This window comes from Saprospiraceae bacterium (genome assembly GCA_016715965.1).
Classification (GTDB): Bacteria; Bacteroidota; Bacteroidia; order Chitinophagales; family Saprospiraceae; genus Vicinibacter.
The window spans coordinates 2,263,545-2,279,500 of record JADJXG010000001.1 but is presented as its reverse complement, the minus strand read 5'-3'; the positions used below and the strand labels follow the sequence as shown (position 1 = coordinate 2,279,500).

Sequence of the window (15,956 nt, the reverse complement as noted above, 5' to 3'; positions counted from 1 at the left end):
ATGATTGTGATTAAAAATTAATAAGCTTTTGCAAACAACACTCTTTTGTAAGAGGGTTTACCGGTCCAGATACAAGCTCCATTTTCTTCAGGCGCCTCCAGCGGAATGCATCGAATGGTGGCTTTCGTATGTTCTTTTATGGCTTGCTCTGTCTCAGAACTTCCATCCCAATGAGCATAGATAAATCCACCCTGTTCGTTCAAAATCTTCTCAAACGAATCCCGATCATCTACATAGTGGGTGTGATCTTTTCTAAAATTCTTTGCTCTTTCAAACAAGTTGTCCTGAATTTCCTGCAACAAAGATTGAGTGGTCTTCAAAAGCTGATCGAGAGGAACCTGGGATTTTTCCTTGGTATCTCTTCTGGCAAGCTCTACCACACCCTGTTCCAAATCGCGCGCTCCGATTCCAATTCTGATGGGTACCCCCTTTAATTCGTGCTCTGCAAATTTAAATCCGGGTCTGTTTTTTTCATCCTGATCGTATTCAACCCGAATCCCAATAGATCTTAATTGATCCATCAGATTTTTCGCCACCCGATCTATTTCACCATTCGGTTTTGGGATGGGCACAATCACCACCTGAACGGGTGCTAGCTTGGGAGGTAAAACAAGTCCATCATCATCAGAGTGCGCCATGACCAATGCTCCAATCAGTCTGGTGGAAACTCCCCATGAAGTGGCAAACACATATTCTTCCTTGTTCTGATCAGAAAGAAATTTAACATTAAAAGCTTTTGCAAAATTCTGCCCTAAATAATGGCTTGTACCCGCTTGCAATGCTTTTCCATCCTGCATCATGGCTTCAATGGTAAACGTCTCTTCTGCCCCGGCAAAACGCTCGTTGGCGGTCTTATATCCCTTTATCACCGGCATTGCCATATAGTCTTCTGCAAACCTGGTGTAGACTTCATGCATTCTAAGTGATTCTTCGATGGCTTCCTTTTCTGATGAATGTGCTGTATGTCCTTCCTGCCAAAGAAATTCTGCGGTGCGAAGAAAAGGTCTTGTTCTCATCTCCCATCGCACCACATTTGCCCATTGGTTGATTAAAATGGGTAAATCCCTGTATGATTTAATCCAATCGCGGTAGGTATTCCATATAATGGCTTCACTGGTTGGCCGGACAATTAGTTCCTCTTCCAATTTGGCCTCAGGATCTACCACCAGTTTTGATTGATTGTTTGGATCAGTTTTTAATCTGTAATGGGTAACGACTGCACACTCCTTGGCGAATCCTTCTGCATTTTTCTCTTCTGCCTCAAACAATGCTTTTGGTATAAACAAAGGGAAATAGGCATTGACATGGCCTGTTTCTTTAAACATTCTATCCAACACTGCCTTCATGTTTTCCCAAAGCGCATATCCATGTGGTTTGATCACCATACAACCTCTTACCGCGGATTGATCGGCAAGACCGGATCGATAGACAAGATCATTGTACCATTGTGAATAATCTTCTGCTCTGGGTGTAATTACTTTTGCCATTTATTTAAGTTCAATTTAACGATTGCAGAATAAACTCCTGCATCTTGTGATGGTCGTATTAACAAGTAATGTTCATACAAATGAAATTAACTTCTTTTCACGATTACTTTAATAAGATTTTAACGCCTCTTGGGGCGCAAATGTAATAAATTGCACTCGAAATGTTGTTGTATTATAAACCATTTAAGCTTTCTGTCATGAAAACATTGATCTTCAAATTTAATTTCTTTGCATTTTTTACACTGCTTGCTTCCGCAGTGCTGGCACAATATGATGATGTCTATTATGACCCATCAAGAGTAGAGAGTAGAACTTACACAAGCATTGAAAGAGAAAATTATTCATCGAATCCACCGGCAAATCCTGCATATTCTGAAAACACGGATTTTGAAGATGAGTATTCAGAATATGACGATCAGGAATACCATTACTCCAGCAGAATCAGAAGATTTCATCGGGGTTATTACACGAGAGATTTCTATGATCCTTTTTATACCAACATCGGATTTTACGATCCATGGTTGAATGATCCATTTTTATGGGGTAACAGCATTGTGTTTTCGTATGGCAATTTTTATTCTCCCTGGAGATTCAACCGATTTAACCAATGGAGGTGGGGAGGATCTTATTGGGGATATTGGAATTGGAACAATGGCTTTTGTCCCAACTACTTTGGAGGTCGTTGGGGAGGTTGGTACGATCCATGGTGGTATGGGAATCGATGGGGCGGAGGCTGGTATGATCCATGGTGCTACAACCCTGGATTTAACACCTGGGGATACAACGGATATGGCAATTGGGGTGGAAACGGTTGGCGCCATTGGGATTGGAGAGATCGAAATGACCGCTATCATGAAAATCCAAAAGGAAGGTACTACGGCAGTAGAAATTATGGCAGCACAACTACTTCACGTTCTGGACCAGTCAGGGTAAGAAGTACCGACCCTCATCAGGATCATACCATCGATCCATCCGAAAAGACTACTGTTGATCATGATGTCCTGAACAGGTCCACAGATCGCAATACCAATCCAAGATTTAAATCTTCTGAGGTAGATCAAAATAATACAACTCCCGCTCCATCGGATGATCTAACAGGCACTAGAAGGGTTGTCAGAAAAACGGATCCAAAGGAAGGAACGGAAACAGTGGTTCCAGGTGGCGGTGCGGATAACAAAGTTGATCCATCCAATGAAGATCGCAATACCAATTCGAGGAAAACGATCCGATTCCGTTCGGATCGCTATCCAACTGAGGGATCTTCTGAAACCCAAGGTCGCGATGGACAAAATAGAAGAAGCAGCAGATATTGGCCCGAATCCCCTCAAGATCGAAATGATTCTTATCAAAACCAGGATTCAGACCGATCTTTTAACAGGAACCGGTCTATGGATACAAGAAACCACAATGAAAGATCGAGATCCTGGGAGGAACCAAATAATAATTCCAGAATGGAAAGATCCGCTCCTTCGAGAGAGCCATCCTTTAGAAATAATTCACCAAGAATGGAATCATCCCCGAGATCTTCCAATCCCGGCAGATCAAACAGTTCCGGTGCCGGATCCAATTCTTCAGGAGGAAGTCGGAGAAGCCCGAGGTAATTCATTCTAAATTAAAATAAAACCCAAGTAGGTAATTAAAAGGTAGATCGTTCAAATTTTGGACGGTCTTCCTTTTGGTAATGGCTTTGAAAACCAATTTTTTTTCATATCACAACAATTCGTATGTTGAATAAAAAAGTCTTTGCATTTTTTCCGGCAGCGTGCCTTAGTCTGGTGCTTTCCGCTCAATTGAGTTCAGATGCCCTTCGATTTACACAAACAAGATCCATGGGTTCTGCAAGACTGATGGGAGTTGGAGGAGCAATGGGATCCATCGGCGCAGATTTTGCAGCCATAAGCCTTAATCCCGCAGGAACAGGTGTTTACAGAAAGTCCGATTTTAGCTTTTCTTTTTTGGGTCATTCCGCCCAAATTGAATCTTCGGTAAAAGGGGACAACAACAATCTAAGCCACCAACAGAATAGACTTAGTGGAGCTTTTTCAGGTATCGGATTGGTCATCTGCACGAAACCCATTGGCTCTAATTGGAAGCAATTTAATGTTGCCTTGGGAATAAACGGAATGGGTTCTTTTGAACAAGACCACTATTTTTCCGGTATGTCAGCCGGAAGCATCCTTCACCGGTATTACGAACTCTCACTGGATCCTTCTTATAGTGACGGGAGGGGTTTTGCTCCGGATGATCTGGATGATTTTGAAGCAGGTCTAGCGTATGAAACAGGAGCATTGTACGAGTTGGATCCCGATCTACAACCTACTTATTACACGACTGATTTGTTGGAAAAAAAGAATGTACAAAGCTTGAAATCAGAGACACTCCGGCAAAAAGGATTTGCCAGGAATTTTGTCATGGGAGTGGGTGCCAATTACAATGAGTTTGTACAGCTTGGTGCCAATTTGGAAGTACCTGTTGGAAGCTATAGCCACACAAAGCGTTATCAGGAAACAAATCCAGGGATCCTCAGTCTCCAACCTTTTGATCAGATCAAGACGGAAGAAAATCTCAACACAGATTATGGCGGTGTACAATTGAAAACCGGTGTTATTTTTAAGCCCGTGCACGCCCTTCGAATTGGTTTGGCCTGGCACAGTCCATCTTATCTTTGGATGGAAGACAACTACAATACCAGTATGCAATACCGCTATTTCGAAAACAATACTTTTAAAACAGAAAACGCCAATTCACCCGATGGTTATTTTAAATATCGCTTAATCACTCCAATGCGCTGGGTAGGATCTGTTTCCCTTGTAGGGAAATTTGGTTTTTTGAGCTTTGACATTGATCGGTATGACCCCTCCAGTGCTCGATTTGATTTGACCGCCGAATCTGATTTTGAAGGAGACAGAAGGTATCAGGAAGAGTTGAACAATGACATTGTGAAACAATTTAAACCGGTTACAGAATTTCGTTTCGGTGGAGAATTGGTATTGGATCAATTTAGGATAAGAGCTGGCTATCTGATGATGAGCTCTCCCTATGAAAACAACAATGAATTTCAAAATGGATTGAGTGCAGGATTGGGTATACGTTTAAAAATATTCTATCTGGATTTAGGCCTCAATCAATTTAAATCCAAAAATGGATATCTACCTTTTTTAACTGGTCAATCTGATTTTGATTCGGACGGCACCATCGATGCAGTCACTACCCTGGTACAGCAAAATAAAACCATGTTTGGTTTTCAATGCACCATGGGTTTTAAATTTTAGGCGCAGGTATTCAAAATAAAATTTTTAGATGGACTTGCGTATTGGCATCAAGGCCTGCATATTCCATTGTTCAAAGATATTCCTGTTTCGACCATATTAAACATGGTTGCACCAACGATAAGGTTCCAATCTTCCAATACGCCCAATACTTTGCTCATTTGATGGATCACTTCATTGTTCATAATCGGATCTTCAATTTGAGACAATTTGTTAAAATGTCTTTGAAACCGGTCAAAAATTGGCAGCATTTGTTGCCTGGCTCCTTCTAGAAGTTCTGCCTGTTTGCGTGCTGTTTCGTTCAATTTCCTGGCAGATGCCTTGATATCATTACAGCCATAATCCATGTCTGAAAGCACCGTAAAATCAGGGTCTAAATTTCGCGCTAAATGCGATACGGGGTTCCAGATTTGAAGGATTGAATCTGCCATACGCTGGTAATAATAAATGGCTCTTGCGACTTCTTGTGTGGTATCGGGAATATAATTCAATGCAAAGCTATTGTCCTCCGCCTTTCGATCCCACCTCTCGACATATTTGGAAAGTTGCTCACCGTATTGTTTTTGGTCAAAAGTAAATGACCATGATTTGACCCTCTTGTATTCCGATCCATCTGCCAATAATTCAGCTTCCAGAAATTCGAGTTTGACAGAAGTAAATGCCTTCCCTACGGATTCAGCCGGCAGCGGCGCTTTTTGAAGGAAGGTCAAACAGCTCTGTTGGCCTTCCACTAAAAAAGGAAGGAAAAAGGCAATCAGAAATTTCAAAAGAGAAAACCGATGCTTCTGCATATACCAGCTTGTCATTCCGCTAAGTTACATTCATTTCTCAAATGTTAAATTTGTATTTGGAGTCCATGAAAAAAAAAGCCGGCTACTTATGAAAGCGCCGGCTCTTATTTAGTTTGCAATTCAAATAAATCAATAGACCCAGAGATCGTGCTCAAAATTGAGAAGCTCATTTTTGATCCGCTCTGACTCAAGAAGCATTTTAACTCCGGCATTTTCATCTTCTCCTGAAAAGAAATCTTCCAGTCGATAATCCAATACATTGGACTCTTTAAAAATGTAGCTGGAGAAAAATCTGCCATCAAAAATATCTGCCCAGGTCATTGGAGAACTGTCGTTTTTATCGTTAAAAACCCTTTCTTTCGTCAGGTATTTTCTAACTTCAGGATAGTACACCCAAAACATCGGACCAGAGTATTTTACTTCACCTGTGGTGAGATCTCTTTCATCCTTAATCGGAGCAATACCCAAAATTCTACATTGAAGTCTGGAGGCTTCCTTGTCAAAATACCACAATTCCTTAATCCTGTATTTTTGAATATCTTCAGGATTTATGTCGTTTCTGATTACTTTAATTTCCTCGATGTAGGTCTCAGGATCCCAAACACTTTGGGTGTCAATTTTGTAAAGCATCTTTTCAAGCTCGTCATTGAGAACCACCCTTTTGAAATCATCCTTTGCAAAAATTTTAACATCGCCATTTCTTGCAAGGTCCAACAAAACCTGAAAAAAATATCTGTTGGGCTCCATAAAGGCAATGTTCATCTTTTCGCGGGTATCTAAAATCCTCCATACCCTTTTGGTCCAGACAATGTCGGCTTCCCGAATGGGTTCATAGGCCAACACTCTTTGTTCTGGTACCAATTGTCTGGTAACGATGTCATCGAGATACTCTGAAGGAACATCCAATTCACTTGACTCAGTGACTTCTTCGTCCACCTGGGCAAAAGAAAAGGAATAGTTCAATCCAAATAAGAGTACTAAAAAAGATATCCTGAAAACTTTCATGATAGAGAAATTATTGAATTTTAAATGACATTTCATTCAACTCCCGACCGGCCTGATCGCCAGGACAGCGGGCTTTGATTTCTTCAAAAATATAGCGATCTCCAGGTTTTGCCTTGGAAATCAATTTTTCAACTTCACCAGCAAATCTTCCCCCTTGATTGGTAGCAAATTCAGGGTCCTGTCTTGGAGCAATTCTAACGAGTCTAAAACCGCCAATGGCGCATTTCGCATCAAAATCAAATCCTTCCAAAACCGGAATAATTCCTTGCTGAGCTTTAAAGGTACCATTCGGGATAGCACCACCCGTCTTGCCGGAAAGTTGAGGAATGGGTGTAGGAATCCTCTTTGCTCTAAACTTAAAGGTAGTAGGTGTTAATCCACCGCCAGAAAGTGTAATTGAAGCTTCACCTTGCTGAGAAACGGTCACGTTGTAGTCTCCTGCACCTGATTTGGAAATGTTAATTCCAGCTCCGCTTGCATCAACTTTCAATTGAGCCGATGGAACTCCTGCTGCGGAGATCCCCACTGGATTGTCCACACCAATATAAAATACGTTCATTTTCTTGGCGGAAACGTTGGCGGATCTTTCGCCCACTTCAAACTCGAAATCTTTCTTGTAGGTATCTGTTTTTCCAGTCACAGGATTGGTCACAGAAGCCACTGCAGAATACTTCTTTACTCCAACATCAGATCCCATGGATTTCCACACTGCAACTCCCTCATCATTGACGGTAAGTGGGGAGCCGTTGACGGAAAGAGCCACTTTGGTCTGAGATGCTTTGGAAGTAGAGGCTGCCAAAGAAATTTCAGTCTCAAATGGTTCCCCTTTAATAATGTATGATTTCTTTGGAGAAGAAATTACTGTAAATTTATCCAATACAACATCTTCACCACCCAGTTTTTTACTGAAGTGATTGAGAATGGCATTCTCGGAAGCTTTTGCATCATTGATAAATTTGGTAAAAATGGGCATACAAGCTCCGAGTGGCATTTGTTTAAAAGTGTATTCCTCCCAGCTCTTCTTGGTGGAGTGTTTCCATGACTCATCATCAATGTTCAAAACGATTTCAGATTCCATGGAGGCACGAACTGAGTCATCAATCATGGAAAGGAATTTCTGACGATATTCAAGAATCTTGTTTTTAAGCTCAAGACCTTTACCGCCATTTACCATATTACGGGTTGTAACATCTTTGTCTTTCTTTCCCTTCAAATCCTTTTTGTCGCCTTTGATAATATAATCACCATCATCGACTGTACCGTTTTTGTTACCGGATTTATCGATCAAATCGTTTACCATGGCAGTTACATAGGAAGAAAATTCATTTCCAATCTTAACGACTTCTGGAGCGCGATCCGCAAATCGCTGAAATTCCACTTTGGCTTTCGCTCTTTTTTCGATTGAAGGCACCAAATTTTCATTGGCCAAATCCAGTGATCTGTTGGATTCCTGAAGACTTGTGTTCACCAATTTAAATGCATTAAATATCTCTGCGGAAACATTGAGTGCCAGTAGAGCCGTAAGCACCAGGTACATGATGTTGATCATTAACTGACGCGGCTGCTTAGGTATTGACATGTTTAATTATTTTCTGTTAGTAAATAAATTTTAATATCGTGAAAAGTAAACTATTTATTAGTTACCCCCACCCATGTTTTTGTAAGCACCTAAGATATTTCCATATACACCGTTAAGGCTGGAAAGATTTTTATTTAAAGAGGCCACCTGATCTTTATAAGCTTTTGTATCATCAATTGATGCGCTTATTTCAGAAATTGCTTCGTTCATTTTGGAATAAAAATTACCCATTGCCTTAATCTGATCTCCAGTTTTGCTGAAATCTACTTCCTGAAGTGCTTTAAGCGATCCAAGGCTCTTGGACATATTTTGCAACTCTCCAAGCATACCGCCCAACTGACCTTCCACAATTTCTGCATTCAAAGGTCTTGGACCTGATTTTACAGGACCTTCTGTCAGAGGATTAATTCTTGCATGGTAATCATCCAAACCCGGGTATAATTTTTCCCAGTAATAATCTTTTTCCGGAGGAAGAATACCTAAGACCAAGAATAGAATTGCTTCTGTAACAAGACCGGCGGTAAGCATCACATCACCACCTTCCATAGAAAGAATTTTGAAAAGCGCTCCAATCATTACGATAGAGGCACCAACACCAATCATAAAGTTCTTCAGGTACTTAAACCAATCAGTTTTGTAAATAGCCATTGCTTGAAATTTTAATCAATTAAGAAATTTGTTAGTTAATGAATGAAATATTATTGTAATAATTAATTACTAAAATCATTTGCTGATCTTCCCAGGAAGGTAAGGACTGTTCTGAAACCAATGTACGACTTGTTGGTATCCTGAAACTCCCAATTGCGAGTTCCGCACTGTAAATAATATCCTACATCTTTCCAGGAGCCACCACGGATTACCTTTCTTTTGAATGCCTCCGGATCCTCTGGTTTTGCATCATACTTTACGTCTGGGTTCAAATCATGCACAAAATTTCTGGCATTGTCATGGTAGGCAGTTTCTGTCCATTCTGCCACATTTCCGGACATATTGTACAAACCATATTCATTGGGAAAATAAGCATCGGCTTTTACGGTATGCATACCTCCATCTTCGGGGTAGTTGCCTCTGCCCGGCTTAAAATTAGCCAATAAGCATCCTTTTGCATTTCTTAAATAGTAAGAACCCCAAGGATACATGGCAATTTCATTGCCACCCCTTGCAGCCCATTCCCACTCAGATTCCAACGGCAATCTGAATTCTTCAGAATTGGGTTCATCTTCTCCTTTAAAAGAGTTCCAAAGCAAAGTCCTCCAGTAACAGAAAGCACGAGCCTGATTCCAGTTGATACCCACTACCGGATAATCGTCAAAAGCAGGGTGGGAAAAGTAATTTCGGGTCAATGGCTCATTGTAAGAATAGGTAAAATCCCTGATCCAACACAAGGTATCAGGATAAATATTGGTCTTTTCCTTATGAATGATATTGCTTCTTTTGATACCACGAGAATGAGCGGCCAATTGCCAGTCCTTCCATTCCCATTCATAGATAAATTTGCGGGTGTCCAATTCTGTCACCCCCTTAAAGGCATCTGCTCCGGCAAAATTCATATCCGCCAGAGTTTCATCCTCCCAGTCTATTTCCATCTCCCAGTCAATCAATTCAGTAGCACCATCTTCACTTTCCTGAAAATGACCCAAGGCAGCATGAGCCAACGAATCTCGCACCCAATACACAAATTGGCGATATTCATTATTGGTAATCTCAGTGTCATCCATGTAAAAACCTGCAATAGAAACCGTCTGGGTTCTCTGAACGTGGGTGTTAAAAAAGTCTTGGTCTGTTTGTCCTAAATTGGTACTACCCGATGGTACATAAATCATACCGAAAGGATTAATGCCATCCCATCTGGGTCTTTCCTGGACGCCAATCAACTCTCCTGATGGAGATTTTTTGCCACACGATGCTGCAAAAAGCACAGCCAGGACTAAAAGAGAAAGATTCAAATTCCTCATTTGGTTCAGTTTTACCTACTATTTTATTTTAAAAAAAGTGCGTAAAGATAGAAAGACTATCAGAAACAGCACAAATTTTTATTTCTTTTTTTTTGGAGCGAAATGCATTAACATTTCATTCCGCAAACGATAACGCCACAAAATTAAACTTATTTTTTAAAATGGCTTATTTATTTAAAATTTCAAATTGCAAAAATATATTATGTATTAATGCTTTATTAATAACATTTTGCCTACCATCTTGGGTTGTAAATGGTCGGAATTCGGGTCGCAGAATTTTTAATATTCCAAACATATTTAAGTCCAAAATCCTGATTGAGCCCACTGATTTGATTTCTCAATACATTCAGGGGCAATTCAACCCCGATGATCAGCCACAATTGTGAATATACTTTAATTCCAAGTTGCGATCCAATGGCATCCAGACTTTTAGAATTGTAACCTCGCAAAGAAATGGCAGCAAATAGGTTTGCATTGTAATCTGCTTTAATATACAATTCGCTTTGCGTCTGGATAAAATCAGAATAAACAAACAATTGCCCGGATAACACAAATTTCTTAATATTATATTCTCGATATAACAATGATCTAAATGAATAATTCTTATTGAATACTCCTCCGACCGGTCCCGAGAATTGGGCCAAAGGGACTCCGAACTCAAGGCCAACATCCATAATGGTAGTCTGGATATAAACCGAAGGACATATTTCAAAGACCCGATGGCTCATTTGACCTAGGCTTAAATTGGGATCCTTGTGATCAAATCCCTGATTACCATAAATTCCGTCCGGTGTCCTTATTTGACTTCCATCCCAGTTTCGATGGTCAAATCCAAGTCCAATTCCTGTAGAAAACAGTACGATGCCAGTTGTAAAAACCTGATTGTAGGATGCTTTGAAACCGCTCGCAGATTGGAGCCCAAGTTGGTCAACCGAAGCATGGAAGCAATAAGCACCGTTCAATCTCTTTGCGGGGCTACTCCACCCGGCTCTATAATAACTTGGTTGGCCAGGAAGATTGCTCCATTGATCTCTATAGCTTAGGGTAGCCATCTGAATTCCCTCCAGTCCTGCTGCGGCCCCCACCATCCTGCTGACATCCAATTGGTGCAGGGCGGATAAGGCTGCTTGTTGGGCTATGCTATTGTATGGCGCCTGCGCAGCTAAAAGGACCAGAAGTAAAAACCTGGTCATACATTTTGGCTTTTGTACCAGTTTGAAAATTCTACCATATTATGGAATACAGGATAACAAAGCTCATTTGTACAGATTTGTATCTCTGTCTCTTTAAGCGAATCATCTAATTCAAATACCATATTTACCTTGAATACTTTGGAAAGATAAAGATAGGCCGTTTTAACTTGCCTGCATTTTATTTTCCAGTAAGGCTGCTCTAATTTCAGCAATAAATTAAACCAGGAAATCTTTGAGAATAAAAGCTTCTCAGAATTTTCGCAAATGCTTGTGATTTTTTGCTGGATTGCTTTCAATTCTGCAACATCATCCCCAATGATTGCCCAATTATATAGATTGTAAAACATTGTCGCATTTGGATTGGGGATGGAATGATCCAAAAAATCAAGGGAGTGCTGTATCACATTCAAATGTTTTTCAGATGAAATGGTATAAAATCCAGAGCTGTGTAAAAAATCACCATTTACGAGGTCGATAACTTCGCGGGCTTTTTTTAAGTAAACAGGATCCAATGTAATTTGATGGACATCTATTATAGCTTGAATCAAATAGACATAATCCTCCAGATAGGCCAATCCATGGCCTGTATGGTCGATTAAGAATCTGAAATATCTTTGATCGACTCTCTTATAATCAGTACACAACACATGGATTAACTCAATGGCCTTCTTCAAATAGTTTGGATCATATGTTGCTTTCCATGCATGACAGTATGCTGAACAAATCAGCGCATTCCAACCCAAAATACATTTTGTGTCTTTCGAGGGAGAAATACGATCAGATCTTATCTTTAACAAATAGTTCATGAAAGTAAGTGTCGAACCAGTTAATTCACTCCAGGCCTCGACCTTTAAATTGAGGTGAAATGAGGCGGGAATGGTATGGGGTATCTCCACCCAATGAATCTGATCCTTCAATCTTGGTTCATTGGATAGTGCATTTTCGATATCTTGCTTAGACCATGCATAATATTTTCCTTCTTCACCTTCTGAATCCGCGTCCAGACCGCTATAGAAAAGACCTTTGTCATTGCTCATTTCATTTTCCCAAAATTCAAAACTTTTCTGAATGACAGGTAGGTACCTAGTTGTAGAATATTGTAAGCTGGCTTTGGACAAGGTGGCCAATATCAAACCATGATCATAGGCCATTTTTTCAAAATGGGGAATGCTCCAGTTTCTGTCAATGGTGTATCTGAAAAATCCTCCTCCAAGTATATCAAACATTCCCTTCAAACTCATTTGATTCAAACTGTGGATTATAAATTCTTGGTGGCTTTCATCCCCATGCTCCATGATAAAATCAAGGGCCATTGTGTTTGGAAATTTTTGTGAAAAACCAAATCCACCTTGTTCATGATCCATATATTGATTCAGCAATTCCAAATACTCCTTCCTGGATCTACCATCCTCCACTAAGCCAGTCCCCTCATCTACTCTATTTAAAAAACCATTCAATTTTTCAGCTTGTAGAATAAGCTCTCCTCTTTTCGATTTCCAGCTTTCGTGAATACGCATCAACAATTCGGGCCATGATATTCTTCCATACTTTCTGATGGGTGGAAAATAGGTTCCACCATAAAAAGGTTTCAGGTCTGGTGTTAAAAAACAATGAAGAGGCCAGCCTCCTGAAATACCCATTGCCTGAACTGCATTCATTATGTAATGATCAAGATCCGGCCTTTCTTCCCTATCCACCTTGATATTGATAAAATATTCATTCATGATGGCTGCAATATCCTTGTCCTCAAAGGACTCATGTGCCATCACATGGCACCAGTGGCAGGTGGAATACCCAATGCTCACCAAAATTGGTTTGTCCTGTGATTTTGCCTTGTCTAAAGACTCTTTAGACCATTCGTGCCACTCCACAGGATTGTTCTTGTGTTGTAATAGGTATGGTGAAACAGAGTGCGAAAGGAGATTCATGAATTGAAATATTATACTCAAACGCAGGGAGATTCAAAAAGATCAATCCATCCAAATTCTAAATTCTGCAGATCCTCAAATGAAAACTTCCAAATTATCAAAAGCAACAAATACATTCGCGGGCAGAGTTTCTCTCAGATTGACCATTCTTCCCATGTTGTGACTCAAATGCACCAAGTAAGTTCTTTTGGGCTTAATTTGCAAGATGAGATTCAAAGCTTGTTCCAAATTGACATGAGAATGATGTGCTTCATGATGGAGTGCGTTGAGCACAAGACAATCAATATTTTTTATGGATTGGATCACCTCATCCGTAAGACTTTTTACATCCGTGAGATAAGCCAATGATCCAAATCTGAATCCCAGAATCTCCAATGAACCGTGATGAACCAGCAATGGGTGGATGGATCTATTTTGAATTTTGAATTCTACCCCTGGAACGATCACATTCAAATCGATTTTTGGAATACCCGGATAATCATTTTTTCCAAAAATATAATTGAATCGAACCTTTAAGTCCTCCACCACTCTTTGTTGTGCGTATAGCTGAATGGGCTTTTTATTTAAAAAATACAAAGGACGCAAATCATCCAATCCTGCAGTATGGTCTGCATGTTCATGGGTAATCAGCACAGCGTCCACCCTATCCACTTTATTTTTAAGAAGCTGTTGTCTCAAATCAGGTCCAGCATCAATCAACAAATGCAAATTTCCATATTTGACCAGGGCGGAGGTTCTTAATCGGTGATCCTGTGGATCTGTTGACAAGCAGGTAACACATTGACATCCTATCACAGGTACTCCCTGGGAGGTGCCTGTCCCAAGAAATTTTACACTTAAAGAATTTTCCAATATCAAGCTACCACCTTGGTTTTGGAATCCAAGATACTTTGATACAAATGCCTTGCTTCTGTAGATATTTCTTCCCAATTAACTGGAAGTCCCGGAATTAGATCAAAAAAACAATTCATTCTGCCTTCGACATCAAAATACTTATTAATTACGATCACCTTTTGAGATTCAACTCTGCAATATCCGGATTGAAAATATCCTTGCTCGTACCTCACCTTATATCCCAAATCCCTACAAAGTTCTTCCAGTTTTTTAAGATTGGCTCTGTTGTATTTCATCATACTTTTAAATCATTATAGTGCGTACAATTCTAAAATTATCTTATAAGCGACACTGTGCCGGATTTTCTTTGCACGGTGGTGTTTATACAATCATTTGCTTTAAGTTCCAAAAAATAAATATAACTTTCAGTGATTGCGCTTTCAACCGGATTCCAACTTTCTTCTGGATTGGAGGTCTCGAAGACGATTTTCCCCCATCGGTTATAAATCTGAAATCGATAATCTTCCACCAAATTTAATTTATTGTTGGAAAAAATTGGACCAAAGCGGTCATTCATTTGATCTCCATTTGGAGTAAAAGTATTTGGAAGCTGCAGAAGACTGTCGATGTGACTGTCGCCTTTCACATATATTGAATCTGTCACTTCACCGCATACATTATAGAGCGTTACAGCAAAGTATCCACCACTTGTGGGCTTTATAATTCTGGAAGTGTCTCCAGTATTCCAACGCCATTTACCCGGTCCCAGATCATTCGGAATCAATTCCAACTGATCGGTGAGGCAAACTTCGGATTGGTCAAACAATTTACCTGCCAAAGGTTTTTGAACTGTGACCCGAACTAAATCCATCAATATACCACAAGGTGATTCTGAAACGAGTGTGTAATCACCAACTTGATCAAAAGAAATGGCAAAATGGGCAGGTCCGTGGTTCCATCTGGGATTCTTAAGGCCTGTTGAATCCCTGAAGAATACACCGGAAGAACCTTCACAAAGAACAATTTCTTTTTCTATCGGCTCGAAATCATTTTCAATAAGAATCAATTGAACCGTGTCTCTAATAGGCGGACATTGATCACCGTATTTCAGCTCCACCCAAATAAATCCAGCACTTGCATTCACTGAAATTTTTTCAGTTGACTCTCCCGTGCTCCAAAGAATACTTCGGCTGGAAGGGCCCGGAGAAATCTGCAAGTCAATCCTCGAATTTTCACAAACCAATATTTCTGAGGGCAACAAATCAGGAGAAGGGTTCACCATGACAAGTTCTACATCGTCTATGATGGTGTAAGTATATAAATTTCCGGACCTCCTGGTCCCGACAAACAAAGTATCACCTTTGTTCAGATCCCTGAACCTTCCAACTATCATATGATCTTCACCGCCGCATGCAATGAACCTCATGGAATACTTTTTATAAGCCTTATAAGGTAAAAAATCTCCATCAGGGGTGACCGCCTGGGGGATCAATCGGTCCAGGACTGTGGCTGTTTGATATAGGTTTTTTCCTTGTTGAAAACAAAAACCAATTTCGTCAGTGCTGTATTCAGAATCTGAGCGTGTACCCAAATAACAGGATAATTCATATTCAGCGCCTGGCTGAAGGGTTTGATTTAAAACATTTCCCAAATATTCAAATTTGCCAAAGGAGAAAAATCCTCCATGGTATCGACCTGTCCGTGGCTGATCAGGTCTGATATCTGAAGAACCAAAGGTCACACCATACCAATCTTCCGGAGTATTGGAATTGTTGCCCAAGGTAAGTTCGACACCCTGGTTGCCAAAAAGTCCGCACCGGTCACATGTTTCAAATCCAGGATTGGAGATAAGATTTTGTGCCGGTAAATCGACAATTATGGAATAAAAGACTAGAAAATGAATGAATTTCATATA

At 40.2% G+C, this 15,956-nt stretch carries 13 protein-coding genes; 2 read left to right on the top strand and 11 right to left on the bottom strand.

The features are described from left to right. Positions 1-17 precede the first annotated feature (17 nt). Positions 18-1,487 carry a proline--tRNA ligase gene (locus IPM48_08450; protein ID MBK9271616.1) on the bottom strand — a complete coding sequence of 490 codons (1,470 nt, stop codon included), beginning with the start codon at positions 1,485-1,487 and terminating at the stop codon, positions 18-20. Between the two features lie 197 nt (positions 1,488-1,684). On the opposite strand from IPM48_08450, the gene IPM48_08445 reads away from it, so the two are divergent. Both IPM48_08445 and IPM48_08440 read left to right on the top strand, forming a co-directional pair. Continuing rightward, complete coding sequence (locus IPM48_08445) at positions 1,685-3,088, top strand: hypothetical protein (GenBank protein MBK9271615.1); 1,404 nt, start codon at positions 1,685-1,687, stop codon at positions 3,086-3,088. 123 nt (positions 3,089-3,211) lie between these two features. After that, the gene (locus IPM48_08440; GenBank protein MBK9271614.1) at positions 3,212-4,759 is read left to right on the top strand and encodes a hypothetical protein; all 1,548 of its coding nucleotides are present in this window, start codon (positions 3,212-3,214) and stop codon (positions 4,757-4,759) included. A gap of 47 nt (positions 4,760-4,806) precedes the next feature. Here the strand turns inward: IPM48_08440 and IPM48_08435 are convergent, their stop codons facing one another. From IPM48_08435 to IPM48_08390, 10 genes are all read right to left on the bottom strand, one after another. Further along, the gene (locus IPM48_08435; GenBank protein MBK9271613.1) at positions 4,807-5,562 is read right to left on the bottom strand and encodes a hypothetical protein; all 756 of its coding nucleotides are present in this window, start codon (positions 5,560-5,562) and stop codon (positions 4,807-4,809) included. A gap of 114 nt (positions 5,563-5,676) precedes the next feature. Beyond that, on the bottom strand, positions 5,677-6,552 hold the full coding sequence (gene gldN / locus IPM48_08430) for a gliding motility protein GldN (GenBank protein MBK9271612.1): 876 nt from the start codon (positions 6,550-6,552) through the stop codon (positions 5,677-5,679). A gap of 10 nt (positions 6,553-6,562) precedes the next feature. Continuing rightward, positions 6,563-8,131, bottom strand: coding sequence for a hypothetical protein (locus IPM48_08425; GenBank protein MBK9271611.1), 1,569 nt, complete (start codon positions 8,129-8,131; stop codon positions 6,563-6,565). Between the two features lie 57 nt (positions 8,132-8,188). After that, positions 8,189-8,779, bottom strand: a complete 591-nt coding sequence (gene gldL, locus IPM48_08420) for a gliding motility protein GldL (protein MBK9271610.1) — start codon at positions 8,777-8,779, stop codon at positions 8,189-8,191. A 62-nt stretch (positions 8,780-8,841) separates the two neighbouring features. Further along, positions 8,842-10,086: an SUMF1/EgtB/PvdO family nonheme iron enzyme gene (locus IPM48_08415; GenBank protein MBK9271609.1), complete on the bottom strand. Its 1,245-nt coding sequence runs from the start codon at positions 10,084-10,086 to the stop codon at positions 8,842-8,844. A gap of 233 nt (positions 10,087-10,319) precedes the next feature. Then, complete coding sequence (locus tag IPM48_08410; GenBank protein ID MBK9271608.1) at positions 10,320-11,279, bottom strand: type IX secretion system membrane protein PorP/SprF; 960 nt, start codon at positions 11,277-11,279, stop codon at positions 10,320-10,322. Continuing rightward, positions 11,276-13,207 (bottom strand): thioredoxin domain-containing protein, encoded by a 1,932-nt coding sequence (locus IPM48_08405; GenBank protein ID MBK9271607.1) that lies wholly within the window; start codon positions 13,205-13,207, stop codon positions 11,276-11,278. The genes IPM48_08410 and IPM48_08405 overlap by 4 nt, the downstream gene beginning before the upstream one ends. A 75-nt stretch (positions 13,208-13,282) precedes the next feature. Further along, entirely contained in the window at positions 13,283-14,065 is a 783-nt protein-coding gene (locus tag IPM48_08400; protein ID MBK9271606.1) for an MBL fold metallo-hydrolase, read from the bottom strand. Then, positions 14,062-14,337: a hypothetical protein gene (locus IPM48_08395; protein MBK9271605.1), complete on the bottom strand. Its 276-nt coding sequence runs from the start codon at positions 14,335-14,337 to the stop codon at positions 14,062-14,064. The genes IPM48_08400 and IPM48_08395 overlap by 4 nt, the downstream gene beginning before the upstream one ends. A 38-nt stretch (positions 14,338-14,375) precedes the next feature. After that, positions 14,376-15,953, bottom strand: a complete 1,578-nt coding sequence (locus IPM48_08390) for a gliding motility-associated C-terminal domain-containing protein (GenBank protein MBK9271604.1) — start codon at positions 15,951-15,953, stop codon at positions 14,376-14,378. Positions 15,954-15,956: the final 3 nt, after the last annotated feature.